Annotated in this window: 23 protein-coding genes; 8 read left to right on the top strand and 15 right to left on the bottom strand. The window is 61.1% G+C overall.

The genetic code is table 11. The features are described 5' to 3' along the window. Positions 1–49 precede the first annotated feature (49 nt). A complete protein-coding gene (gene yedA / locus ACW9HX_RS21745; protein ID WP_457382187.1) occupies positions 50–1,000 on the bottom strand; it encodes a drug/metabolite exporter YedA in 951 nt (316 codons plus the stop codon). A gap of 163 nt (positions 1,001–1,163) precedes the next feature. Here yedA and ACW9HX_RS21740 point away from each other — a divergent pair, with 163 nt between their 5' ends. Further along, positions 1,164–1,619: an Lrp/AsnC family transcriptional regulator gene (locus ACW9HX_RS21740; RefSeq protein ID WP_457382186.1), complete on the top strand. Its 456-nt coding sequence runs from the start codon at positions 1,164–1,166 to the stop codon at positions 1,617–1,619. Positions 1,620–1,746: 127 nt separating this feature from the next. Here ACW9HX_RS21740 and ACW9HX_RS21735 read toward each other — a convergent pair whose 3' ends face one another. The 3 genes from ACW9HX_RS21735 to ACW9HX_RS21725 all read right to left on the bottom strand — a co-directional run bounded on the left by ACW9HX_RS21735 (position 1,747) and on the right by ACW9HX_RS21725 (position 3,769). Continuing rightward, complete coding sequence (locus ACW9HX_RS21735) at positions 1,747–2,352, bottom strand: 3'-5' exonuclease (RefSeq protein ID WP_085703127.1); 606 nt, start codon at positions 2,350–2,352, stop codon at positions 1,747–1,749. Between the two features lie 41 nt (positions 2,353–2,393). Beyond that, positions 2,394–2,873 carry an NYN domain-containing protein gene (locus tag ACW9HX_RS21730; protein ID WP_007958730.1) on the bottom strand — a complete coding sequence of 160 codons (480 nt, stop codon included), beginning with the start codon at positions 2,871–2,873 and terminating at the stop codon, positions 2,394–2,396. A gap of 137 nt (positions 2,874–3,010) precedes the next feature. Then, entirely contained in the window at positions 3,011–3,769 is a 759-nt protein-coding gene (locus ACW9HX_RS21725; RefSeq protein ID WP_457382185.1) for a DUF2076 domain-containing protein, read from the bottom strand. A gap of 178 nt (positions 3,770–3,947) precedes the next feature. Here ACW9HX_RS21725 and ACW9HX_RS21720 point away from each other — a divergent pair, with 178 nt between their 5' ends. Both ACW9HX_RS21720 and ACW9HX_RS21715 read left to right on the top strand, forming a co-directional pair. Beyond that, complete coding sequence (locus ACW9HX_RS21720) at positions 3,948–4,622, top strand: YciC family protein (RefSeq protein WP_457382184.1); 675 nt, start codon at positions 3,948–3,950, stop codon at positions 4,620–4,622. A gap of 74 nt (positions 4,623–4,696) precedes the next feature. After that, on the top strand, positions 4,697–5,773 hold the full coding sequence (locus ACW9HX_RS21715; protein ID WP_457382183.1) for an endonuclease/exonuclease/phosphatase family protein: 1,077 nt from the start codon (positions 4,697–4,699) through the stop codon (positions 5,771–5,773). Positions 5,774–5,877: 104 nt separating this feature from the next. On the opposite strand, the gene ACW9HX_RS21710 is transcribed toward ACW9HX_RS21715, so the two are convergent. The 5 genes from ACW9HX_RS21710 to ACW9HX_RS21690 form a co-directional block, all read right to left on the bottom strand. Further along, positions 5,878–6,714 (bottom strand): ABC transporter ATP-binding protein, encoded by an 837-nt coding sequence (locus tag ACW9HX_RS21710; protein WP_457382182.1) that lies wholly within the window; start codon positions 6,712–6,714, stop codon positions 5,878–5,880. Continuing rightward, positions 6,702–7,505 carry an ABC transporter permease gene (locus ACW9HX_RS21705; RefSeq protein ID WP_065259616.1) on the bottom strand — a complete coding sequence of 268 codons (804 nt, stop codon included), beginning with the start codon at positions 7,503–7,505 and terminating at the stop codon, positions 6,702–6,704. The genes ACW9HX_RS21710 and ACW9HX_RS21705 overlap by 13 nt, the downstream gene beginning before the upstream one ends. 10 nt (positions 7,506–7,515) lie before the next feature. Further along, positions 7,516–8,493 (bottom strand): ABC transporter substrate-binding protein, encoded by a 978-nt coding sequence (locus ACW9HX_RS21700; RefSeq protein ID WP_085703124.1) that lies wholly within the window; start codon positions 8,491–8,493, stop codon positions 7,516–7,518. Positions 8,494–8,906: 413 nt separating this feature from the next. Beyond that, entirely contained in the window at positions 8,907–10,277 is a 1,371-nt protein-coding gene (locus ACW9HX_RS21695) for an aspartate aminotransferase family protein (protein ID WP_085703122.1), read from the bottom strand. A gap of 32 nt (positions 10,278–10,309) precedes the next feature. Further along, on the bottom strand, positions 10,310–11,803 hold the full coding sequence (locus ACW9HX_RS21690) for an aldehyde dehydrogenase (RefSeq protein ID WP_457382181.1): 1,494 nt from the start codon (positions 11,801–11,803) through the stop codon (positions 10,310–10,312). A gap of 239 nt (positions 11,804–12,042) precedes the next feature. On the opposite strand from ACW9HX_RS21690, the gene ACW9HX_RS21685 reads away from it, so the two are divergent. After that, positions 12,043–12,957 (top strand): LysR family transcriptional regulator, encoded by a 915-nt coding sequence (locus tag ACW9HX_RS21685; RefSeq protein ID WP_007958716.1) that lies wholly within the window; start codon positions 12,043–12,045, stop codon positions 12,955–12,957. Positions 12,958–13,007: 50 nt separating this feature from the next. Here the strand turns inward: ACW9HX_RS21685 and ACW9HX_RS21680 are convergent, their stop codons facing one another. The 3 genes from ACW9HX_RS21680 to hrpB form a co-directional block, all read right to left on the bottom strand. Further along, positions 13,008–14,579, bottom strand: coding sequence for a DUF4041 domain-containing protein (locus ACW9HX_RS21680; protein ID WP_457382180.1), 1,572 nt, complete (start codon positions 14,577–14,579; stop codon positions 13,008–13,010). Positions 14,580–14,747: 168 nt separating this feature from the next. Next, entirely contained in the window at positions 14,748–15,896 is a 1,149-nt protein-coding gene (locus ACW9HX_RS21675; RefSeq protein WP_457382179.1) for a hypothetical protein, read from the bottom strand. Positions 15,897–15,988: 92 nt separating this feature from the next. Further along, on the bottom strand, positions 15,989–18,508 hold the full coding sequence (gene hrpB / locus ACW9HX_RS21670; RefSeq protein ID WP_457382178.1) for an ATP-dependent helicase HrpB: 2,520 nt from the start codon (positions 18,506–18,508) through the stop codon (positions 15,989–15,991). A 108-nt stretch (positions 18,509–18,616) separates the two neighbouring features. Here hrpB and ACW9HX_RS21665 point away from each other — a divergent pair, with 108 nt between their 5' ends. Both ACW9HX_RS21665 and ACW9HX_RS21660 read left to right on the top strand, forming a co-directional pair. Then, positions 18,617–19,036 (top strand): polyribonucleotide nucleotidyltransferase, encoded by a 420-nt coding sequence (locus tag ACW9HX_RS21665; RefSeq protein WP_169432047.1) that lies wholly within the window; start codon positions 18,617–18,619, stop codon positions 19,034–19,036. Positions 19,037–19,051: 15 nt separating this feature from the next. Continuing rightward, a complete protein-coding gene (locus tag ACW9HX_RS21660; protein WP_457382177.1) occupies positions 19,052–19,948 on the top strand; it encodes a cation diffusion facilitator family transporter in 897 nt (298 codons plus the stop codon). Here ACW9HX_RS21660 and ACW9HX_RS21655 read toward each other — a convergent pair. After that, the gene (locus ACW9HX_RS21655) at positions 19,942–20,994 is read right to left on the bottom strand and encodes a DUF6515 family protein (protein WP_457382176.1); all 1,053 of its coding nucleotides are present in this window, start codon (positions 20,992–20,994) and stop codon (positions 19,942–19,944) included. The two genes, ACW9HX_RS21660 and ACW9HX_RS21655, sit on opposite strands and share 7 nt — an antisense overlap. A 456-nt stretch (positions 20,995–21,450) precedes the next feature. Between ACW9HX_RS21655 and ACW9HX_RS21650 the strand changes: the two genes are divergently transcribed. Together ACW9HX_RS21650 and ACW9HX_RS21645 are read left to right on the top strand one after the other, a co-directional pair. Next, entirely contained in the window at positions 21,451–21,930 is a 480-nt protein-coding gene (locus ACW9HX_RS21650) for an Lrp/AsnC family transcriptional regulator (protein WP_007909658.1), read from the top strand. A gap of 331 nt (positions 21,931–22,261) precedes the next feature. Then, positions 22,262–22,471: a DUF2788 domain-containing protein gene (locus tag ACW9HX_RS21645; RefSeq protein WP_003228500.1), complete on the top strand. Its 210-nt coding sequence runs from the start codon at positions 22,262–22,264 to the stop codon at positions 22,469–22,471. On the opposite strand, the gene ACW9HX_RS21640 is transcribed toward ACW9HX_RS21645, so the two are convergent. Both ACW9HX_RS21640 and amn read right to left on the bottom strand, forming a co-directional pair. Further along, positions 22,466–23,101 carry a pseudouridine synthase gene (locus ACW9HX_RS21640; RefSeq protein ID WP_065259609.1) on the bottom strand — a complete coding sequence of 212 codons (636 nt, stop codon included), beginning with the start codon at positions 23,099–23,101 and terminating at the stop codon, positions 22,466–22,468. The genes ACW9HX_RS21645 and ACW9HX_RS21640 overlap by 6 nt on opposite strands. Positions 23,102–23,439: 338 nt before the next feature. Beyond that, entirely contained in the window at positions 23,440–24,939 is a 1,500-nt protein-coding gene (amn, locus tag ACW9HX_RS21635) for an AMP nucleosidase (protein WP_207984048.1), read from the bottom strand. Positions 24,940–25,066 lie beyond the last annotated feature (127 nt).

Raw genomic sequence — 25,066 nt, 5'->3', positions numbered from 1 at the left:
AAAACAGAGCGATTGTGCAAAACGAGTGTGCGATGGCGCGCAGTTTACCCTAATTCGCACGCTGCTCCGTCGCTATGACCTTCGCTGCGGCAGCCGGCTCGCTGACCACCGGCGGCTGTGCCGGGCGCCGCCACTGCGGCAGACCGATCAGCACCACCGCGCCAATGATCACCAGCATCGCCAGCGCCTCTTCAATGCCGATGGTCTCGCCGACAAACACGATCCCCAGCAACACCGCCACCGCCGGGTTCACATAGGCATAACTGGTAGCCGCCGCCGGGCGAACGTTTTTCAACAGATACATGTAGGCATTGAAGGCGATGATCGAGCCGAAAAAGATCAAGTACGCCAGCACCAGCCAGCCTTCCAGCGGCGGCATGGCCTGCAGGTGTTCACCGCTCGCCGCGCTGCCGATCAACAGCACCACGCCGCCGACCAGCATTTCCACGGCACTGGCCATCGCGCCCTGAGGCAACGGCAGATGCTTGCTCCACACCGAACCAAACGCCCAGCTCGCCGCCGCGAAAATCAGCAACGCCGCGCCCAGCGGGCTCGATTGCAGGTTGGAGCCCATGTTGAGCATCGCGATACCGATAATCCCCATCGCCACCCCGGCCCACTCAAGACGGGTGTTGCGCGCGCCCCAGAAATAACCGCAGAGCAAAGTGAACAGCGGCACCGTCGCCACCGCCAGCGCCGCAACACCCGACGCCACGCCGCTGTGCTCGGCCAACGTCACCGCACCGTTGCCGAAGCTGAGCAACAGAATCCCGATGATCCCCGCCGCTTTCCACTGCGCCCAGGTCGGCGCCGGTGCCCCGCGCCAGCGCAGGAACGCGTACATCAGAGTGCCGGCGATCACGAAGCGCACACCGCCGAGCATCAGCGGTGGCCAGTATTCGACGCCGATGCGGATCACCAGATAGGTCGATCCCCAAATCACGTACAACGCAAAAAACGCGGCGATCAGCGGCAAGGAAAAACGGCGCACGGCAGACATGAGACGACTCGACATCAAGGCAGGGAGACTGGTTATTCTAGAAAGGCCAACCGCTAAAAATAAGTTACAAAACCTGTTTATCGCGCCGGTACACTTTTGAAAACACGGAGATCGACGGTCTAAACCGCGATTTCGAAAGTCTGGCATTTTCAGGAGTCCGACCTTGGACAAATACGACCGCATGCTGCTTAGCGCCCTGCTCGAAAACGGTCGCGCGTCCTACGCCGACCTCGCTCGCAAAGTAAACCTCTCCGCCCCCGCCGTCGCCGAGCGCGTGGCCAAACTCGAGGCCAGCGGCGTCATCACCGGCTACGCGGCCAAGGTCGACATGGCCAAGCTCGGCCTGCCCATCCAGTGCGTCATCGAACTGCGCCTGAACCAGCACGGCAACCCGAAGGTGTACGACGAACTGATCAGAATTCCGCAACTCACCGAATGCCACCGAGTCACCGGCGACCCCTGCGTAATCATGCAGGCGGCTGTGGGCTCGATGACCGAGCTGGAAGAGTTGATCAACCGGGTGGCGAAATTCGGATTCAGCAAGACGTCGATCGTGTTGTCGAGTGCGATAGAGAAGCGGGTGCCGCTCGGCCACATCGAAGGCAACGGCAAACCCTGAGGCAAAAGTGATCCCTGTGGGAGCGGGCTTGCCCGCGATGAGGCCATCACATCCAACAATTTGGTTGACTGACAATACGCCATCGCGGGCAAGCCCGCTCCCACAGGGAAATGTGTTTGCCTGAAAATCAGCGATAGCGCTGGAGGTGCTCGCCGACTTTGGCAGCCGGGACTTTCTGCAATTTGCACAGCAAGTCGTGCGATAGCTCCCGAACCCCATGCTTGTGCCGCAATTCATCCGCCAGATGCGCCAGCAGGTTCGCCGCCATCTCCGCATCCGCCATCGCCCTGTGCGCCTGGCCGGTATGCGGCAGTTGGGCGAAGGTAGTGAGCGTACCGAGCTTGTGGTTCGGCGCCGCCGGCATCAGACGGCGGGCCAGCAGCAGCGAGCAGGCAAAGTTCTGCAAACGGGTGCGTTTGATACGGCCCAGTTCGAAGTCCCAGAACTTCTGGTCGAAGGCGGCGTTGTGCGCCAGCAGGGGCGTGCAGCCGACGAATTCGTTGACTTCGTTCATTACCTGTTCGGCCGAAGGCGCGGTACGCAGCATGGCGTTGCTGATGCCGGTGAGTTGTTCGATGAAGGCCGGGACGCGTACGCCGGCGTTCATCAGGCTCTGGTAACGCTCGACGATGCGGCCGTTTTCCAGCATGACCACGGCGATTTCCGTGGCCCGGCAACTGCTGCTCGGCGAGATGCCGGTGGTTTCAAAGTCGATGACTGCAATGCGTTCCAAACCGGGTTGTACTCCGTCCAAATCAAGTCTTGAGCTTGCGCTCAATTTTTCAACAGCAGTGCGCCTTCGATCGGCACGTAACGGCTGGCGGCGCGGATCAGCGAGTTGGCGGTCAGGCCGGGAACGCCGTAGGCCACCGCTTGCACGCCGTGTTTGTTGATGATGCGTTCGAGCAGCATGTCGAAATCGCCGTCACCGGAGGCCAGGACGATTTCGTCGACGTGGTCGGCGGCGTCCATGATGTCGAGGGTGATGCCCACGTCCCAGTCGCCCTTGGCCGAGCCGTCGCTGCGCTGGATGTAGGGTTTGAGTTTCACGGTGAAACCGAGGTTGCGCAGGATCTGCTGGAACTGCTGCTGTTTGCTGTCGCCCCGGTCGATCGCATAGGCGTACGCCTCGACGATCTGCCCGTGCTGGCTGACATCCGCCCACAGCGCCGCGTAGTTGAAGTGGCAACCATAGGCCTGGCGGACGGTGTAGTAGAGGTTCTGCACATCGGCGAACACTGCAATTTTTTTCACCGGAGTTCCTGTGAGCGCTGACGCGCATGAGCCGGATCAGGCACCAGGCCCGAAAAAGGCGCCCAGTATGCCAGCCCGAAGGAAGGTTCCGCGAATAATCGGCCCGGGGCGCTCAGGCGCCCCGGACGAATGGTGAATCAGACGAAGGAATCGTCGTCATCGAAGAACGATGAGTTGTCATCGTTGTAGTCGGTGTCGGTGAAGCCACCCTGGTCGTTGCCGAAGGAGTCGTTGTTGGCCATGCGCTGGTCATCGCCCCAACCGTTGTTACCTTGATCGGCCACTTGCGCAGGCTCTTCCTTGATCACTTCGACGATTTCTTCCGGCTGCTGGTTGTGATGGAACAGGCTGCTGATGCCTTGTGCCAGCATCACGCCACCCGCCACGCCGGCGGCGGTTTTCAGGGCGCCGCCGAGGAAGCTGCTGCCCGCCGCTGGTGCCGCTTGTTGCTGGCCATAACCCGGTGGTGGCGCGCCGAAGTTCTGTTGTGGCGCAGGCGCAGCGTAGTTCTGTTGCGGCGCCGGTTCACGCCAGCCGCCAGTGGAGGCCGGGGCGCTCTGGGCCGGTGCCGGGCGTGGACTGCTGCCACCGAAGATGCTCGACAGGAAGCCACCTCCGCTGGAGGAAGCCGGCGCGCTTTGCGCCTTGGCCGATTGCAGTTCGGCCTGCAGTTGCTGAACCTGTTGAGTCAGTTGTTTGTTCTGTTCGTCGAGGCTCTTGATCGCGGCCTCCTGCACCAGAATCGCCTGGGTCATGAAATAGCCTGCGGCCGGCTGGCGCGTCAGGTGTTCCTTGATCCGCGCTTCAGCCAGGGCGTCACGCGGGGCTGCCTCCGTTTCGGCCTGTTGCAGCCGGGAAAACAGTCCATCGATCAGGGTTTGCTCTTCGCTGTTCATGGCGACCTCGTAGATTGCCGGGGATAACGTTGCCCTCGTCCACAGTGGAGGAGGCGCACCTACGTAATGGAGGCAGTGACAGAATGTTTCAATGGTCTTTACCGAACGTTTACGTTTGCGCCCGGCAGCACATCATCGGTTAAAGTGAGCCACTGTTTTTGACCTGCGATACCGACTGATGAATGCCTTCGATGTGCTGCGTGACTCGCTGTATTTCTTTAAACGCAATCTGGCGCGGATCGTCCAGCTGTGCCTGCCGCTGGTGATCTTCGAAGCCGCGCTGCAACAAGTGGTCGATCGCGCCAGCGACCCGGACGGTTATTCAGCCATCAGTGTGATCGTCGGCCTGCTGGTCTACCCGCTGTACACCGCCGCGCTGATCCTGTTTCTCGACGCCCGCACCCGTGGCGAATCCCCGCAAACCCTCGACTTGCTGGCGATGGCGGCGCGCCTGTGGCCGCGTTTCGCCGTGCTCACTGCGCTCAATACGCTGCTGATTCTGCTCGGTCTGTCCCTGTATTTCCTGCCAGGCCTGTGGCTGATGGTCACCCTGGCCTTCGGTGAATACCTGCTGGTGCTGCGCGGCTACGGCCCGTTGCAGGCCATGAAGGAAAGCCTGCGCCTGAGCCGTGGGCATTTCCTGCGGATTCTGGTGTGCATCCTGTGTGTGATGGGGCCGTTGTGGTTGCTCAAGGGCCTGACCTTGCAGGTCTATCCCGACCCGCAGAATCCGTTGATCGCCATATTGATCGACAGTGGCCACAGCTTCCTGCAGCTGTTCACCAGCGTGGTGCTGTTCCGCCTGTTCATGCTGATCAGCGAATTGCCCGACAAACGTGACGGAATAGTCTGACCGTACCGCGCTTGGGCTGAGCGACAGGTCTCGGGTATGCTCGGGACCACTTCCGTATCGCTATAAGCCGAGCCATGACCCGTCTACTGCGCTACATCCTGCTCACAATGCTGCTGGCCGTCGCCCTGATCGGCGTGATGATTTTCAGCCTGACCTGGCGCCCCGACGCCCGGGAAACCTTACCGGTCAGTTGCACCGGGCAACCGCCGACGCTGGTGCCCGGCCAGGCGCTGAAGGTCATGACCTGGAACGTGCAATACCTGGCCGGCAAGCGCTACGTGTTCTGGAACGACCTGGCGCAAGGCGACGACGAAGCCCCGACCCCGGAAGACATGGCCTTCAGCCTCGACGAAGTGGCCCGGGTGATCCGCGACGAGCAGCCCGATGTGGTGTTGATCCAGGAACTGGATGATGGCGCCAAGGCCAGCGACTATCAGAACCAGCTCAAGCTGTTGCAGGAACGCCTCACCGACCTCTACCCGTGCAGCGCCCACGCCTTCGACTGGAAGGCCGATTTCGTCCCGGATCCGCATATCTTCGGCAGCGTCGGCCGGCAACTCGCGACCCTCAGCCGCTTCCGCATCGAACACGCCGAACGCCTGCAATTGCCGGTGCAGCCGCTGAATATCATCAGCCGTCAGTTCCAGCCGAAAAACGCTCTGCTCGCCACCACCCTGCCGTTCAGCGATGGCGGGCAACTGGTGGTGTTCAACACGCATCTGGATCGTGCCATGCAGCCGGACGAAACCTTGCAGACACAAGTGACGGCGGTGGCCAAGGTTCTCGACAAACACGAAAGCCACGGCACGCCGTGGCTGATCGGGGGTGACTTCAACCTGTTGCCGCTCGGCCAGTACCGGCGCCTGCCCACCGAACAGCGCACGCCCTACTCCGTGGACAGTGCGCTGCATCTGCTGTGGGACAAGTACCCGATGATCCCGACCAACAACGAGGCCAGCGGTATCGACCGCGCCAAGTGGCTGACCCATTACCCCAACGACCCCGGCCTCAACGGCCCGGACCGCACGGTCGATTACCTGTTCTACAGCCCGAAAATCAAACGGGTCGAAGCCACGGTGCGACAGGACGATACATTACGCATTTCCGATCATTTGCCGGTGATTGCGAAGTTCCTCCTGCCACCCAACTGACTGCCGTCCCTGTGGGAGCGAGCCTCCTCGCGATGGCGATCGGTCAGTAGACGATTTGTTGCCTGACACACCGCTATCGCGAGCAGGCTCGCTCCTACAGGATCTCAGTGGGTCTCTTCGAGATCGTCGTGGAGCAGGCCGAAAATCTCGCGCTTCATGTCGATGAACGAGCGTTCCATGACCATGTCCAGCGTGCGCGGTCGTTCGATCGGCACGTCCAGAATCTGCTTGATCCGCCCCGGCCTGGCGCCCATCACATACACCCGGTCGCCAAGCAGGATCGCCTCGTCGATGTCGTGGGTGACGAACAGCACGGTCTTCTTGCTGTTGCCCCACACCCGCAACAGCAGCTGCTGCATTTGCAGGCGCGTCTGGCTGTCGAGGGCGCCGAAGGGTTCATCCATCAGCAGAATCTGCGGATCGTTGGCCAATGCCCGGGCAATCGCCACCCGCTGCATCATGCCGCCGGACAACTGCTTGGCGTAGTTGTCGGCGAACCCGGACAGCCCGACTTCGTGCACATAGTGATCGACGATCTCCTTGCGTTTGGCCGCCGGCATGCCCCGGCGCTTGAGGCCGAATTCGACGTTCTGCCGCACCGTCAGCCACGGAAACAGCGTGTAGCTCTGGAACACCATCCCGCGATCAGCGCCGGGGCCCTGCACTTGCTGGCCGCCGACATAGATATCGCCGGACGTCGGCTCGGCCAGGCCGGCGGTGAGGTACAGCAGGCTCGACTTGCCGCAGCCCGACGGCCCGACCAGCACCGCGAATTGTTGATCCGGCACTTCGAACGACACTTCCTCCAGCGCGGTGAACGTACCGCCGCCGGGCTTGGTGTAACGCAGGCTGACCTTGTCCACCTGCAACCTTGGCGCGGCGAGTGCCGGTGCGGCGGCCGGCTCGATGAAACGACGGTTGGCAGCGGTTACTGAGCCCATGCGGCAATCCTCAAACGCAAGAAGCGGAACAGTTGATCGGTGACCAGGCCGAGCAGGCCGATGATCGCGATGGCGAGAAAAATCACGTCGACCTGAAAGCCGCGCATGGCCTTGAGGCTCAAGTAACCGAGGCCACTCGAGGCGGCGACCAGTTCGGCGACCACCAGATAAGTCCAGGCCCAGCCCATGGTTACCCTCAGGGTGTCGAGTACGCCGGGCAACGACGCCGGGGCGATCACGTGCAGCACTGCGTCACGCCGGTTGGAGCCGAGGGTGTAGGACGCGTTGATCAGGTCCTTGGAAATGCCTTTGGACACGTCCGCGACCATCACCAGTTGCTGAAAGAACACGCCGAAAATGATCACCGAGACCCGCTGCTCCAGACCGATACCGATCCAAAGAATGAACAGCGGCACGAACGACGTCACCGGCAGGTAGCGGATGAAGTTGACCATCGGCTCGAGGAACGCCTGGACGATGCGAAAGCTGCCCATCAGCAAACCCAGCGGCACCGCCACCAGCGACGACACAATGAAACCGACCATCACCACTTCGACACTGGCCCAGACATGCTGGCCGAGGGTGCCGTCCCGGCTCAGGCGCAGGGCGGCTTCGACCACCGCACCGGGCGTCGGCAGGAACATCCCCGGCACGATGCCGCCGTAGGACAACCCGGCCCAGAGGCCGACCAGCAACACCCAGGCCAGACCGCTGGCGCTCCACACTACCGGCACCGGCAATCCGGTCTTCGGCGTGATGCAGCGGCTCAGCCATGAATTGCGCTTGAACATGACCAGTCTCCTAGAGCGGGCTGACGAAACGGTTATCCACCAGATCGTCGTTGCTGACGTTGTAGGGCTTGCCCTGCAATTCGCTGGCGGTTTCGTTGGCCAGTTTGATCAGCGGTGCGCTGTCACCCGGTGCGCCCGGTTTGCCCAGCAGCTTCTCGCTCATGGCCTGATCGTAGAAGCGCACGCCCTGCGCGGCGGCGGCCAGTTCCTTCGGATCGGACAGGTAACCGCCGACGCCCTTGGCCATGATTTCGTAAGCTTTCTGTGGATGGTCCTTGGTGTACTGCACCGCTTTGTAGAGACCGGCGACCAGCGCCTTGACGTCTTCCGGCTGCTTCTCGATCACCGTGCAGTTGAGCGCCACCACATCGACGATCACGCCGGGCGTACTGCTGCTGTCGATCAGCACCTTGCCCTGCTGCTTGTCGCGCACCATCGACAGATGCGGCTCCCAGGTCACGGCGGCCGGCACACGACCGGCGATGAACGCGGTGGCGGCATCGTCGGCGGTCATGTTCTGCACGGTGATGTCGCTCATGCTCATGCCGTTCTTTTTCAGCAGGTACGAGAGCCAGAACTGCGAGGTCGAACCCTCGTTGACGGCCACGGCCTGGCCCTTGAGTTCTTGCAGGCTCTTCACGTTTTTGCCGACCAGCACGCCATCGCCGCCATGGCTGTCATCCAGCGCGGCCACGGCCTTGAAGCAGAACTGCGGGCGGTACTTGAGCACTTCGTCGATGGTCGAGGCCGAACCGGACAATTGCCCGGACGCCTGGGCGGCCATGTACATCGACGCCTCTTCGACCACCGGCAATTCGACGGTCAGGCCGTTTTCCTTGAAGTAGCCCAGATCCTGGGCCAGATACAGGGTGCCGTAGCCGACCCACGTGGTGTGGCCGATCGACAAGGTGCCGGCCTGGGCGGCGGTGACGCAAAGGGCGGAAATCGCCAGAGGACATGCAAGACGGGTAAACAAGGACTTGTTCATGGAGCACTCCCAACGCTGTTGATTTAGTTGTCATGGGCAGTACGGCCAGCCATGGTGTCGCAATTGCACGCTGCGGTCTCTGCCGGTCTCTGCCGGACTCTGGCGGGCAATGCATTGGCTGGCGAAATCGATGTTGACCCAGGCTCGGCGTCAGGAAAACGAGGAAATAGTTAGACGCGAATGATGAAAAAACTGGGTAGTGCGCACTGCGAAAGGGCGCGTCGGGCGGGGGTGCACGGAGGGGGTGCAAGGCAGCTAAAGCAGTGGTGAATGGACTGACGCAATCGCGGGCAAGCCCGCTCCCACAGGGCCCTCGAGCGTACACAATATTTGCGTTAGCCGAGAAACCTGTGGGAGCGGCGGTGCGACGTTTCGACTTGCCCGCGAAGGGGGCCTTGAACCTTACGAATACCTCAGAGGCGACCGTATTCCTGCGCCGTACGATCCAGCGCTTTCAAGGTCTTGCCCACCAGCTCGTCAATCTCTTCACGACTGGCAATCAACGCCGGCGCCATGATCATCCGCCCCAGCGTCGAGCGAATGATCACCCCCTCTTCAAACCCGATCGTGCGGCAGCGCCAGGCGATGTCGTTCTCATTGGCGAAGCGCTTGCGCGTGGCCTTGTCTTCGGCCAGTTGCAACGCCGCGACCATGCCCGTGCCCTGGATATCGCCCACCAACGGGTGATTGCCGAACACCTCGCGCAGGCACTGTTGCAGGTACGGCCCAATGTCGTCCTTGACCCGCGTCACCACGCCTTCATCGCGCAGGGCCTTGAGGTTGGCAATCGCCACCGCTGCTGCCACCGGGTGCCCGGAATAGGTCAGCCCGTGGGCGAACACACCGCCCTGCTCCACCAGCACGTCGGCCATTTTCTTCGACAGGATCAGGCCACCCATCGGGATGTAACCAGAGGTCAAACCCTTGGCGATGGACAGAGTGTCCGGTTCGAAACCGAAGTATTCGTGGGCGAACCACTCACCCGTGCGACCAAAGCCGCCGATCACTTCATCGGCACACAACAGCACGTCGTATTTGCGGCAGATGCGCTGGATTTCCGGCCAGTAGCTTTCCGGCGGGAAGATCATCCCGCCCGCACCCTGGAACGGTTCGGCGATGAATCCGGCGACCTTGTCCGCGCCCAGTTCGAGGATCTTCGCTTCCAGTTGCTGCGCCGCCCGCAGGCCGAATTCCGCCGGGGTCAGATTGCCTTCGTGAGCGAAGAAGTACGGCTCGTCGATGTGCGCGATATCGGGAATCATCCCGCCCATTTCGTGCATGAATTTCATGCCGCCGAGGGCCGTCGCCGCCAGGGTCGAGCCGTGATAGCCGTTCCAGCGGCCGATCATGATTTTCTTCTCGGGCTTGCCCAGCACCTGCCAGTAACGGCGCACGGTCCGGATCAGCACCTCGTTGGCCTCGGAGCCGGAGTTGGTGTAGATCGCGTGGCTGTAGTGCCCCGGCAGCAGGCTGAACAGCAGCTCGGAGAGCTCGATCACCTGCGGGTGGGTGGTGTGGAAAAACATGTTGTAGTACGGCAGCTGCTCCAGTTGCCGGCTCGCCGCCGCGTTCAAGTCCTTGCGCCCGTAACCGAGGTTGGTGCACCACAGCCCGGACATGCCGTCGAGGTAGCGTCGACCGTCGTTGTCCCACAGGTGCAGGCGGTCGCCGCGCACCATCACCCGTGGGCCTTCGTCGTTGAGGGCCTTCTGGTCGACGAACGCATGAATGTGGTGCGCTGCATCGGCGGCCTGGTAGTCGCGGGTTTCACGTGAGGTGGTCATCGCCGGATCTCCTTTCTTGTTGTGAGCGGCTGTCATGAGCGCAGTTGAAACCAGGTGGTTTTCAACTGGGTGTATTTGTCGAACGAGTGCAGCGACAGGTCGCGACCGAAACCGGATTGCTTGCCGCCGCCGAACGGCACGGTCACGTCCAGCGCATCGACGCTGTTGACCGACACCGTACCGGCTCGCAATTGCCGCGCCACCCGATGGGCGCGATGCAGATCATCGGTCCACAGCGACGCCGCCAGACCGTAGACGCTGTCGTTGGCCAGTTGCAAGGCATGGGCCTCGTCATCGAACGGAATCACCGCCAGCACCGGGCCGAACACTTCTTCGCGAAACAGGGTCATGTGCGGCTGCACGTCGGTGAAAATCGTTGGCTGAACGAAGTTGTCCGAACCGTTGAAACTCAGTTGCAGGCCGCCGCAGACGCGGGTCGCGCCTTCGCGCTCGGCCTGGTGAATGAAGCGCAGAATGCTTTCGGTCTGACGCGTGTCGACAATCGCCCCGGCCGCGCTCGCCGGATCCAGCGGATCACCCGGCTGCCAGCGCTCGGCCTGAGCCTTCAGTCGCTCGACGAACTCATCATGAATCGAGCGCTCCACCAGCAACCGCGAGTTGGCCGAGCAGACTTCGCCCTGATTGAAGAAGATCCCGAACGCGGCTTTCTGCGCCGCCAGTTCCAGATCCTTGCAGTCGGCGAACACCAGATTGGCGCTCTTGCCGCCGCACTCCAGCCACACCTGCTTGAGGTTCGACTGTGCGGAGTACTGCATGAAATATTTGCCGACCTGCGTCGAGCCGGTGAACACCAGACAATCGACATCCGGGTGCAGGCCCAAGGCTTTACCGGTTTGTTCGCCGAGCCCCGGCAGCACGTTCAGCACGCCGGCCGGCAGCCCGGCCTCTAGCGCCAGCTCGGCCAGACGCAATGCGGAAAACGGAGATTGCTCGGCGGGTTTGAGAATTACCGAATTGCCCGCCGCCAGTGCCGGGGCGAGCTTCCACGCGGCCATGTCCAGCGGGAAATTCCACGGCACCACGGCGGCGACCACGCCCAGCGCTTCGCGGGTGATGGTCGCCAGCACGTTCGAGGCGCTCGGCGCGACTTGATCGTAGAGCTTGTCGAGGCTTTCGGCGTACCAGCGGAACACCCCGGCGGCGCCCGGCACGTCGATGTTGTAAGCGTCCATCACTGGTTTGCCCATGTTCAGCGAATCGAGCAGTGCCAGTTCTTCGCGATTGGCCAGAATCAGATCCGCCAGCTGCAATAGCACTTGCTTGCGCTCGGTCGGTGAACGCCCGGCCCAGGTGCCAGCTTCGAACACCTGCCGCGCATTCTGCACCGCCGCGCCGACATCTTCTTCACCGCACGCGGCGACGTTTGCCAGCAACTGGCCGGTGGCCGGGTTGATCGCGGCAAAGGTCTGCCCCGACTGCGCAGCACGCAGTTTGCCGTTGATCACGGCCTGATCGGGAAAACTCAATTCAGCGGCCTTGCGCTGCCAGTCTGCAAGCTCGAACACGGTGGTTGCTCCTTGGACTTTTATTCTTTTGAGAACAGTGCGGGGTCGATAGTCGCTCAGGCCTGCGCGAGCTAAAACCAGTAAAAATGTCTTCGCAGACAATAAAAAAGGTAACCAGCCGATGGCCCCTTCGCGCGCGTATGGGGCTATTGTTCAGGGACAAAAAAACCGCCGACAGAACGGAGGCCGGCGGCGTACAAATTGCTTGGATGTGAAATCCGTTCGCTTTGAGGTTCACCGTGGCCGCTTACAACCTGCGTCAGTTGAAATACTTCATCACCACCGTCGAATGCGGCAGCGTCGCCGAAGCCTCGCGCAAGCTGTACATCGCGCAACCGGCGATTTCCACGGCGATCAAGGGGCTGGAAGACAGCTTCGGTGTGCAACTGCTGATCCGCCATCACGCTCAGGGCGTGTCCCTGACACCGAGCGGCGCGCGGTTCTTCCGCAAGGCCCAGGAACTGCTGCGCATGGCCAAGGAGTTCGAACAGAACGCCCTCGCCGACAACGACGTGGTGGCCGGGCAGATCGATATCGGCTGTTTTGAAACGGTCGCGCCGCTGTACTTACCGCAATTGATTGCCGGGTTCTCGGCGCTGTATCCGGGGGTGAAGATCCGCATCCGCGACGGCGAACAACAGGAACTGGTGCAAGGCCTGACCTCGGGCACCTTCGACTTGGCGATCCTGTACAAGCACGACCTCGACGCCACCATCGAAACCGAACCGCTGATGCCGGCCCAACGGCCTTACGCCCTGTTGCCGGCGGATCACCGCTTCGCCCAGCTCAAGCAGGTTTCGCTGCGGGACTTGTGCCTGGAACCGATGATCCTGCTCGACGTACAACCGAGCCGCACCTACTTCGTCAGCCTGTTCGAAGAACTCGGGTTGTCGCCACGCATCGAGTTCAGCTCGCCCTCGATCGAAATGGTGCGCGGCATGGTCGGCCAGGGCTTCGGCTTCTCGATCCTGGTGACCCGCCCGCATTCGGAATGCACCTACGACGGCAAGAAGGTCGTGTGCGTGGACATCGTCGAAGACGTCACCGGCTCAGGCCTGGTAGCGGCGTGGCTCAAACGCGGGCAACTGACCAAACCGGCGCAGTTGTTTGCCGATTATTGCCGGGAGCAGCTGACCGCGAAGGCCAGCCGATAAAAATCAAAAGATCGCAGGCTGCGATCTTTTGATACCAGTTTTTATAAGCCTCAGGCTGTCGCCAGAGCGTCCTCCTCCGACTGCTCGATAGCCTCTTCTACCTCCAACTGGTGACGCGTCCACTCCGCAGCGATTCCTGGGTTTTCGATGATTTGCTGCTCGATGCGTTGAGACTCTTTGAACTCGAGCGCATTGGCACTCATCGTCCACTGAGTCTCTACGCCCAGCACTTCAAGTTCCGCGCGAATAGCTGGCAGGCCGATCCGGAAAAATTCTTTACGAGGATTAACCTTGTTCACCTGCTCACGCAGGAAATGTCGATGCAGCTGTTTCTCGAGGCCCGGCGCATCATCGCTAAAGATCATTGCGTGGACATCGAACTCGAACGGTACGCTTGCGTCACCCAACTCACGTACTCGATCAAGCGGCTCCAGCCGACGCGTCATGCCAATCTTGAAGACTTGTTCACCGAACGAACCGATGTTGGAAATGACATAAACGTGCCCAGCGCGAGTCTGTTTTGCCATGGAGAGCGCACGTTGGTTCTTGTCTTCAGCAGCCTGCAACTGCTCCTGAAGCAACAACAGGCGAGCTTCAAACTCGGCACGTTCGGCTGCGCTGGCAGCGGCTACTTGTTCCTGCGCTTTCTCTAACGCCTTGCGCAGGGTCGCCTCTTCTTTAGCCGCCTCCTTGATCGCCCGCTCGTATTCTCGGCGAGCTTTTTCCTCTTCCCGAATCTGCTCACGCAACTGACGCTGTTCTTCGCGCTCCTGATCCTTGAGCAATTTTGCTGTCACTGCCCAACGCAATTCTTCCAGCCGCGATGCAAGGTAATCATCCGTTATCCGGGCATTGCGGAATGGAGTGCCATTGAGATTGACGAGTGCCGCAGCATCGCGAATTTCCTGCTCAAGCTTTCCATGGTTGTCAGATTTAGAGCGCGAAAGAATTGAGTCGACCTTTCCATTGAAGGCATCCACTACAAATCGCAAAGCGGTTTCGCGTCGATTCGTCTCTACATAATCACAGGCCGCTGCCAAACCCGTTTTTACCATCAGCCGCGTGTATTCCCGGGCTGCTTTAAGATTCTGACCTGCTTCAGTGAAACCGAACTCCTCGGCAAGATCATCCAGAAGGTTGTAGGTCGGAACTATGTACGCGTCACCATATCCGTCGATGATGTTCTTCATCGCCTGGGCGGCTTCGGTAAATTGCTTGGCCTTTCCCATCGCCTGAAGGGCATCTCCAGCCACTTCCTGAGCCCGCTCCTGGGCGCCCGCAATTATTTTTTCTGCATCTGCGACAGCTTGATTGAGTCGGCTCTCTGCCTGTTCAACTTTTGACTGGGCCTGCTGCAGCAACCGACTACGTTCCAATCTGGTTTTATCAAGAATACGGGCAGCTTCAGCTTCTGCATCCACAATGTCCTTGAATCGCTCAAGCTCTTTCAACCTTTGCTGCAATTGCTGCCTGAAGGAGTCCGAGTCTCCCTCGGCGGCTTTCAACTCGTTCTGTCTGGCGGCCAGCTCCATCTTCAGCCGATTTATCAAGCCCTTCGCCTTGGTGTTTTTCACCAGAAAGACGAAAGCTGCTATGCCCGCGATTAATGCTAAAAGCTCCATTTGCAGCGATCCATGTCCGTATCGAAACGCAGATCCTACATCGTATGCATGACCGACCCAACCATGCGTTGTAACACCCTGATACGCCGGTAGAGACGTCCGATTTGGGGCGCGGCTAACGCGAACGATGCCAAGGGCGACACCTGAGACCGCCGGCGGCAAAAAATCCTATTGATCGTTTTCCGTGCCGAGCTGAGGATCTATTTCAACGAAGTTCCGACGCAAGTAACCTTCCATGGCAATGTCTTCAATCGCCCACTCACCATGCCCAAGATTCCCGACCAGGTCACGGCGTTGCAGGCGCTTCAAGGCAGTCTGAACCGTCGCCGCGCTGGGCACATGGCCACCGGGCATCTCGCTGCCAATCCACTCGCGTCCTTCGGTAGAAAAAATTGGAAGGCCCTTCACCAGCCCGATAAGTACGGTGAAATCCAGAGGTGCCATCTCCAGGATCAGGTTCTCGAAGTTGCCTTCGTCCGTCATGGTGCTCCAGGCTCGATGGTCTGCATCTCGCACACTGAGCCCTTCAGTGAGACACAGCAGGAATACGTCGCGAATGTACTTGGGCATGTATCCCCGGGCAGCAAAACGCTCGAAAGCGGCGTTTACCTCCCACTCCCTTCCGGTGATTTCCTGGAACCGCTGACCCAGATGCTGGACAAATTCCAAGCCAAGATTAGGAAACTGGATCTCGTGGCTGAACTGATAGAACGGTGCTTTGGTACGACGAAACATTCGATGCAGGCCATCCTGGGAGGAACCTGTAAACACTGCAAAGACTTCACCGTGCGCGTGCTGCAGTAGCGAACGGAGCGTAGCAGTCAAGTCTTCGAATTCCTTCCGGCTCGCCAGATGCTGGACCTCGTCGATGATCAGCAGCGCCTTGCCGTTACCGAGTAGCCGGAAGCGCTCGAAGAGCTCGATCAGGTTCAGTCCGCCCTCCTTCGCCAGCTCGGCCTTCACTGTTACGCCGTCGGTACTGGCGCCGGCCTCCACCGACTGGACCAGAGAACCCGGTCGCATGAGCTTTAGCCAGTTGCGTCGCAAAAACCCTGCGCCGTGGATGGCCTCATACAACGCACCAGCGATCACTCGCTCAGGATGAGCCTTGTCAAACCACAGGTCTGCTGTTGCAACAATAAAGCCGTGTGCCTTGGCAATTGGTATCAGGTCGTTGATCAGAAAGGTGGTTTTACCCTTGCGCCGAGGCGCGAATATCGTTGCGGCGTTCTGCAGGCGAGACTCGAAAGTGACTAGGATTCCTTCAGCCAGATTGGTGCGAGGGAAGAGCAGCGAGTCCTTGGTTTCCGGGGTCATTATGAGCCTTTATGTCAAAATACATAATTTATGAATATCGAAATAATTACGCATAATTGAGAAAGATGGAAGCCTTACCTGAATGTCTTCTGTCACGTACCACGCGGTTTGGCCCGAGCAGTGGCTTCAGCCACCAGCGGGTCATCCGGCCAATAGTGCTTCGGATACCGCCCCTTCAGATCCTTCTTCACTTCCGCATAGGTGCTGCGCCAGAAGTTGGCCAGATCTTGCGTCACCTGCACCGGCCGCCGAGCGGGCGACAGCAGGTGCAACTTGACCACTTGCCGGCCGCCGGCGATGCGCGGTGTGTCGGCCAGGCCGAACAGCTCTTGCAAACGCACGGCGAGAATCGGTGGTTGCTCGCTGTAGTCGAGGCGAATCGACGAGCCCGACGGCACGCTCAGGTGATGCGGTGCCTGTTCGTCGAGTTGCTGTGGCAGCGGCCATGGCAGCAGATTGCGCACGATGCTCGACAGGTCAAGGTTGGCGAAATGGCTGAGACGCGAGACCTTGCCCAGATAAGGCATCAGCCAGTCTTCGAGGGTTTTCAGCAGTGTGGCGTCGCTGACATCCGGCCATTGGCTGTCGCCCTTGGCGTCCAGATCGAGCTGGCGCAGCAACGCGACTCGCGCCTGCCACTGGCGCAGTTCCGGGGTCCACGGCAGCAGTTCCAGACCTTTGCGCCGCACCAGATTGACCAATGCCTGGCTGCGGGCGTTTTCGTCGAGACCGGTCAGCGGTTCGCGGCTGAGGATCAGTTCGCCGACCTTGCGCTGACGCTCGGCGCGCAGCACGCCTTCGCGTTCGTCCCAGTCCAGTTGATCGACGGTGTGCACTTGTTCGGCCAGCACCGAATCGAACAGCGCCGGATCGAAATCCGCCGCCAGATAAATCCGTTCTTCACGCTGGCCCTGACGGCTGCCGAGGTCGGCGATGACGATCCACGGTTCCTTCATCAAGCTGTCGGCTTCGGCGAACAGCGCCGCGCGGCCGTTGGCCAATCGATATTCGGCGCCGCCAGCACGCCGCTGTTGGGCGACGCGATCCGGGTAGGCCAGCGCCAGCAAGGCGCCGAGCCAGCGCGGGTGTTCCGGATCGGCGACCGGCTCACTCGCCTTGCCGCGAAGGTAACCACGATATTGCCGCGCCAGTTGCCGGGCGCGCTGCACACCGCCCTGGGCACCACGGGCCGCACGCTCTTCGCCGGACAACAGCACCAGACGACTGTGCAGATCCGCCCCGGCGCCGCGCAAGATATCCCGTTCGCCCAGCAGCGCGGCGACATCGCACGCCATGTTCGCCAGACCCAACGCCTGACCGCGCAGCAGCAAATGAGCGATGCGCGGGTGGGCCGGCAGTTCGGCCATGGCCTGACCGTGACGATTCAGGGTTTCACCGTCCAGCGCACCGAGGCGCTGCAACAGATCCTGAGCCTGTGCATAAGCGGCCGCTGGCGGCACGTCCAGCCAGATCAGATCACTCGGCTTCACACCCCAGCGCCCGAGTTGCAACGCCAGCCCTGCGAGATCCGCCAAAAGGATTTCCGCACTGCCATAAGCCGCCAGTTGATCGTGCTGATCCTGCGACCACAGGCGATAACACACGCCCGGTTCCAGACGTCCGGCCCGGCCCGCGCGCTGGGTGGCGCTGGCCCTGGAAATACGTTGGGTGTCGAGGCGGGTCATGCCGCTGCCCGGATCGAAACGCGGCACTCGCGCCAACCCGGCGTCGATCACCACGCGCACACCGTTGATGGTCAGGCTGGTCTCGGCGATGTTGGTGGCCAGCACCACTTTGCGCTGGCCTGCCGGCGCCGGGTCGATGGCGGCACGCTGGGCGTTCAGGTCGAGCTCGCCGTGCAACGGGCAGAGCAACACGTCGCTGCGCTCACCGATGGCGTCCGCCAATTGCTGATGAACACGGCGGATTTCCGCCTGCCCCGGCAGGAACACCAACAGGCTGCCGGCTTCATCGTGCAGCGCTTCGAGCACTGTTTGCGTGACGCGTTGATCGATGTATTCGCCGGGCTGGAACGGCCGGCCCCAGCGCATCGTCACCGGGAACATCCGGCCTTCGCTGCGCAGAATCGGCGCGTCATCGAGCAAGCCAGACAGACGTTCGCCTTCGAGGGTGGCGGACATCAGCAGAATCTTCAGCGGTTGTTCAGCTCGAAACAGTTCGCGACCGTTCAGACTGAGGGCCAGCGCCAGATCGGCGTCGAGGCTGCGTTCGTGGAATTCGTCGAAGATCAGCAGGCCCACGCCTTCCAGCGCCGGGTCGTCCTGCAAGCGCCGGGTGAGGATGCCTTCGGTGACCACTTCTATCCGCGTATTGGGGCCGACCTTGCTGTCGAGGCGAATGCGATAACCGACAGTTTCACCAACCTTCTCGCCCAGCTCACTGGCCAACCGTTCTGCGGCTGCACGCGCGGCCAGCCGACGGGGTTCGAGCATGAGGATGGTCTGCCCGTTCAGCCACGCTTCATTGAGCAGGGCCAAGGGCACGCGGGTGGTTTTACCGGCGCCGGGCGGTGCTTCGAGCACTGCTTCGTGGCGTGTCGCGAGGGCTTCACGCAGGGCGGGTAAAACTTCATCGATTGGCAAAGAAATCATGCTGGCTCCAAAACAGAGGGCCGAGTATAACGGCGAACTGCTGAGCGTTCGTCAGGGTCTTAACTTCACACGATGACGCTTCGTTAACAGATGACTCAGGAGATTCCCATGCGCTTACCTTTTCGCCTGATCGGCGGTGTACTGGTTGCCACCCTGCTCACTCAGATCACTGCGTGCGGTTCGATTTTCTATCCCGACCGGCGCGGCCAGATCGACGGCAAGATCGACCCGGCGATTGCCGTGCTCGATGCCGTGGGCCTGTTGTTCTACATCATTCCCGGCCTGATCGCGTTTGCCGTGGACTTCACCACCGGCGCGATCTATTTCGAACCGGGCCACACGGCGCAGGTCGATCCGGCCAAGCTCAAGCAAGCCATCGGCCCGGACGGTCAGGTCGATAACCTCAAGTTGCAGGCTATTCTCGAAACAGAACTGGGCCGCAACCTGCCACTGGACGACCCACGGTTGATCCAGCACAAGGGCAGTACCCAGCAACTGGCGATGTTCGGCCTGCAACCTGCCGCATAAGGAATTGACGAACCCATGACCTCCAGCCCCGAACACGCCCGCCTGCTGAGGCTGGCGACCCGCGCCTCGGTGGCGGTGGCCTGTACGCTGATCATCGCCAAAGCCATCGCCTGGTGGCTGAGCGGTTCGGTGAGCATGCTCGCCGGCCTCACCGACTCGGCCCTCGATGGCATCACCTCGCTGCTCAATCTGCTGGCGGTGCATTACGCGCTGCGCCCGGCGGATGACGATCACCGTTATGGTCACGGCAAGGCCGAATCCCTGGCGGGCATGGCGCAGGCGCTGTTCATCGGCGGCAGTGCGGTGCTGATCGCATTTCAGGCTTATGAGCGGTTGAACAATCCGGAGCCGCTCGGCGCGCCTTGGCTGAGCATCGGTGTGATTGTGTTTTCCCTGGTGCTGACGGCGGCGCTGTTGATGCTGCAGCATCGGGTGATCAAGCAGACCGGTTCCAACGCGGTGCGGGCGGACTCGCTGCATTACCGTTCGGACCTGTTGCTCAACGGCAGCATTCTGATTGCGCTGGTATTGGCCGGGCTGGGCTTCGAACAGCTGGATGCGTGGTTTGGTCTGGGGATCGCGGCGTACATTCTGTGGAGCGCGATCCAGATCGCCCGGGAAAGTTTTTCGGTGTTGATGGATGAAGAACTGCCGACGGATGTCAGTCAGCACATGCTCGAACTGGCCTGTAGCGTGCCGGGTGTACTGGGTGCCCATGACCTGCGCACGCGCATCTCGGGCAATCACTGGTTCGTGCAATTGCATCTGGAATTGCCGGGGGAGCTGACGCTGTCAGTCGCCCACGGCATCAGCGATCAGGCAGCCGATGCGATCCACGCTGCCTACCCACGGGCCGAAGTGCTGGTGCACGCCGACCCGCAGGAAGTGGTGAAAGCCGCCCAGGCTCAGTAGTTGACCTGATAACCGCGACTGCTCAGGCAATTGCCCTGGGCCTGGCGGTAGGCCTGCACCACTTCGGGTGCGGGCTGGTAGGTCGCGGTGCGCGGATCGAAACCGCTTTGCTGCACTGCGTACTGATAGCACTGGTAGCCGTCCTGCTGGACCTGCTCCGGCGACTGGCCGTTGGCCGGATAGGCTTCCACGTCATAACCGTTGTTCGACGGTTGCGGTGGCTGCTGCACCGGCGGCTCGACGACCACGTAATCCTGTGTCGCTTCCTGATAGGCGTAGTACGAGCCTGCCGCCAGGAACAACAGCGAACCGCCGATCCACACTTCACGGGCGTAATCCGGCAGGTACTGGATACGGATTCCCCGTGGCGGCTGAACGACCACGTAGCGCGGACCTTGCGGGCGATACCAGTAGCCGCCCGAGTAGAAGTAATCCTGGCCGCGATACGGCACGCGGTAATCGCGATCCGGGAAGCGGTCGATCACATGACCCGGCCGGTATTGCGGGCCGGGGCCCCAACCGTTGCCATGCCCGTCCGGACGACCCGGCCAGCGGTTGTCGTTGGGACGGTTGCCGGTCTGCCAGTTCTGGTGATAGCCATTCTGCGGGCGCTCATCGCGGTAGTAGCCCTGACGGGGTTCCTGAGTTTGGCGCACGGTGTCGGGGCGTGGCTGGATCGGCAGGCTGTTGGCCGGCAGTTGCGGTGGTGGCGGTGGCTGGCGGACCGGATTGGGATTGTAGGCCGGACGGTTCTGGTCGTGGTTCTGCCACTGGCCATTGTTGTGCTGCTGGCCGTTGTGCTCGAACTGGCGGCTGTTGTCACCGCGAATGATTTCGTTGTTCTGCGGCCGCGGTTGATTTTGCTGCGGCTGATTTTGCGGGCGCGGCTGATTGTTGCCACCGTGGCCCTGATTGTTTTCCTGATGCTCCCGCTCGCGTCCGCCGTTCTCAGGGCCGCGATTCTGCGGCTCATCGGCCAGCACCTGCGCACAGACACTCACACACAGCACACCAACACTGGCCAGACGCCAGATACGCGACTTCATGAAATTCCTCACTGCGGGCTGAACCCTGTAATTAAGAAGGGCTTGTAGCTAAGACCGGGGATGGGCGCACCGGGTTCTGCTACAGGTTATCAGTCACGCCATTTATTTATTGAGCACGCGAGGCCAAATTGCGGGCAAGAAAAAAGGGAGACCCGTCGGCCTCCCTTCTAGAGAACTTCGTCCTGGCTCGACGCTTTTGACGTCGGCTCACCTCACACCGTCTTCTGGACAGTGTGCAGCTCGGGGGCCGGCACGTCCCCGGTGGGGGCGGCGGCCGCGGCGGGCCTGATTGGGCGGGCCGCAGTGGACTGTGTTACCGAGCAGTGATTCTGGTGATAAGAATAGGCCGGGAGCGGCGACAGATGATTGCGAAGATTGCTCAAATAAACATCACTTGCGCAATTTTTAACCCTGGATAGATAATCTGCCGCAATAGTTAGAACAAAGGACCGATTGATGAGCAAACTCGACCGTTACGACCTCAGCATTTTGGCGGAATTGCAGCGCGACGCCCGCATCTCTAACCAGGAACTGGCCGAGCGCATCGGTCTGTCGCCCTCCCCGTGCTCGCGCCGGGTCAAGCAACTGGAGGACGACGGCTACATCTCCCGTCAGGTGGCCCTGCTGGACCGCAAGATGCTCGGCCTGAGCCTGACCGCCTACGTACTGATCGGCATGGACCGACACACACCGGAGCGTTTCGAGAACTTCGAAGCGGCGATCCGCACTCTGCCGCAGGTGCTGGAATGCAGCCTGGTGACTGGCGTGGATGCCGACTATCAACTGAAAGTGGTGGTGCCGGACATGGATCACTATCAGAAGCTGCTGCTGGGGCACCTGACGCGGATTGAAGGCGTGACCAGTGTTCGGTCGAGTTTTGTGCTGAATCAGGTGCTCAATAGCACTGAACTGCCGCTCACGCATCTGCGTAGCTGATCAAAAGCCCCCTCATCGGAACGCCGCCCGCCCAGCCCTCTCCCGGAGGGAGAGGGGGCCGACCTTATTGTCTTGCGCTATGCATCGACCTGAGAGACCGAGTCGATTATGGATTCGACCTCGGATTGGTTTCGGATTCACTGCGGCTCTTTCACGTCGGCGTATTTCGTGAGTATTGCACGCTCAGTTCCCTCTCCCTCCGGGCGGTCCGACGTTTCGGGAGGGTTAGGGTGAGGGCCAGTCGTCGGATCAGACCCAGATCAATGCCACCCCGCACACCTTGGCGTATACTCGCCGCGCCCTTTTATCCCCAGGTGTGCCGGAGAACCCAATGGATCCAGCAGTATTTGAAGAGTGGATGATGACCGGTCTGGTCAGCATCCTGATCATTTTCATGGGTTTCATCGTCTGGGATCTGGCGAAGAAGTCCAAGGCCGGGCGCTTTGGCTCGTTCATTCTGTTCTTCGTGCTGGGCCTGGGCGTGGCGGCGTTCATCATCAAGAGTGTGGTGATCGGCCTGATCGAGTCCGGCGCTCTATAAGCGCGCCGGCACTTCTTTCCACTGGCCCTGATCGAGCCCTTCGATCGTCCAGTCACCAATCCTGACCCGCACCAGCCGCAACGTCGGCAACCCCACCGCCGCGGTCATCCGCCGTACCTGGCGATTGCGCCCTTCACGAATCACCAGTTCCAGCCAGGTGGTCGGTATGGTCGCGCGAAAGCGTACCGGCGGATTGCGCGGCCACAGCTCAGGCTCATCCAGTTGCCGCGCTTCGGCGGGCAGGGTCATGCCATCATTCAATTCGACACCGTCACGCAGGCGCTGCAACTGCTCGGCCGTCGGCACGCCTTCGACCTGCACCCAATAGGTTTTCGCAAGCTTGTGCTTGGGGTCGGCGATTCGCGCCTGCAACTGGCCGTCATTGGTCAGCAGCAGCAAACCTTCGCTGTCACGGTCCAGCCGTCCGGCCGGATAGATGCCGGGAACGTCGATGTAATCCTTGAGCGTCGCCCGCCCTTCGCCGTCGCTGAATTGCGTCAGCACATCGAACGGTTTGTTGAACAGGATCAGCTTCGGCTCGGCCGGTGGTGCCTTGGCGACACGGCGCGGGGCTGAAGAGGATGGCTTCGCGCCGGGGCGGCGGGAAGGTGGACGTTGGGGACGGGACATGGCGAAAAGAACATCTAACGGTCGGGGCTGCTAATGCTAGGGCGCACCATCAATTATTTCCACTACCGCGCCGGGTCTGCTGTTGCGCAGGGCAAGGCGCGAGGAGCGAAGTTTGGTTGTTCCAAATAAGCTCCGAGCAACGCAGCCCTGCGCAACAGCAGGCCCGGCCCTTCGGGTTGTGCCTGAAAGCGGGCCAGGCTGCGTTGCAGTCCTCGGCAAGGGAACAACCATTCCCATCGGACTACGCCTTGCCTGGTCCGCTTTCAGGCGACAACGCGGCAGTGGAAATAATTGATGGTGCGCCCTTGCCCCGACCGCCAAATGACCACGACAAACCGTTAGCGGAACGGAGGCTCGTCGAAGCTGCGCAGTTTGCGCGAGTGCAGCGAGTTGAGTTCGGTGCGCAGCAGGTCTACTGCTTCGATGCCGATCTTCAAGTGCTGGCTGACGGCACGCTCGTAGAACGCGTTGGCCGAACCCGGCAGCTTGATTTCGCTGTGCAGCGGCTTGTCCGAAACGCACAGCAACGTGCCGTACGGTACCCGCAAGCGATAACCCTGGGCGGCGATGGTGCCGCTTTCCATGTCCACCGCCACGGCGCGGGACAGGTTGATCAGCGGTCGCTCCTGAGCCCAGCGCAATTCCCAGTTGCGGTCGTCGTAGGTCAATACGGTGCCGGTGCGCAGGCGCTTTTTCAGCTCTTCGCCTTTTTCGCCGGTGATGTTGGCCGCCGCCTGCTGCAGCGCCAGTTGCACTTCGGCCAGGGCCGGGATCGGAATGTTCGGCGGCACCACCCGGTCGAGAATCCCGTCGCGACGCATGTAAGCGTGAGCCAAAACGTAGTCGCCGATGGTCTGCGACTGACGCAGGCCGCCGCAGTGGCCGATCATCAGCCAGCAATGCGGACGCAATACCGCCAGGTGATCGGTGATGTTCTTGGCGTTGGACGGGCCGACGCCGATGTTCACCAGAGTCACGCCGTGGCCATCGCTGGCGATCAGGTGATAGGCCGGCATCTGGTAGCGGTGCCACACCACGCCGGCCGCAATCGCCGACGCTTCGCCGTGATCCATGCCTTTTTCGATGATCACGTTGCCCGGCAGCACCATGCGCACGAAACGCGGGTCGCGGCGCAGTTGCTCCAGGCCATGGACGATGAACTGGTCGACATAACGGTGGTAGTTGGTCAGCAGGATCCACGGCTGCACATGGCGCCAGTCGCTGCCGGTGTAATGCACCAGACGGCGCAAAGAGAAGTCGACACGAGCGGCGTCGAACAGCGCCAGTGGCAGCGGATCGGTGTTTTCCCAGTCGTACAGACCGTCGGCGATGCCATCGGTGGCGGCGGACAGGTCGGTACTCGGGAACACCCGCGCCAGCACCGCAGCGGTGACGCCGGAGCCGGCCAGTTCATCGCCCTGCTCGACCACGTACGGGTATGGAATGTTCTGTGCGCTGACCCCGACCTCCACGGTCACCGTGAAGTCGTGCATCAGCGGCGTGAGTTGCTCCAGCAGGTATTTGCGAAACGCTGCCGGGTGGGTGACGGTCACGCTGTAGGTGCCCGGTAACTGCACCTTGGCGTAAGCGCGGGTGGTCTGCGGTACTTCGCCCTGGCAATGGTAGGTCAGACGCAGTTCGGGATAACGGAACAGGGCGCGCTGCTCGGCGTCGGGCTCGACGCGATCCTTGAGATAACGCTTGAGCGCCGAGTTCAGCGCCGTGGTGGCCCGCTCATGCAGCTCGGCCAGACGATCCACGGCTTGTTCGGCGGTTTGAACGACAATAAACGCTTCGGTCACGATCAGCTTCCTGTGTTCTGACTTGCAGAGCTTCATCTTGCCTGCATCGTGGCTTCACGGAAACAGTGGCATGTTGGCTATTCATCAATCTGTCAGGAATATGCAATTCCTGTGGGAGCGGGCTTGCCCGCGAAGGCGTCAGTCGCTACGACGCATTTCTCAA

The sequence above is a fragment of the Pseudomonas sp. SDO52101_S400 genome, assembly GCF_054071635.1.
The sequence above is the reverse complement of the archived record's forward strand: the minus strand, read 5'-3'. Positions and strand labels throughout refer to the sequence as shown.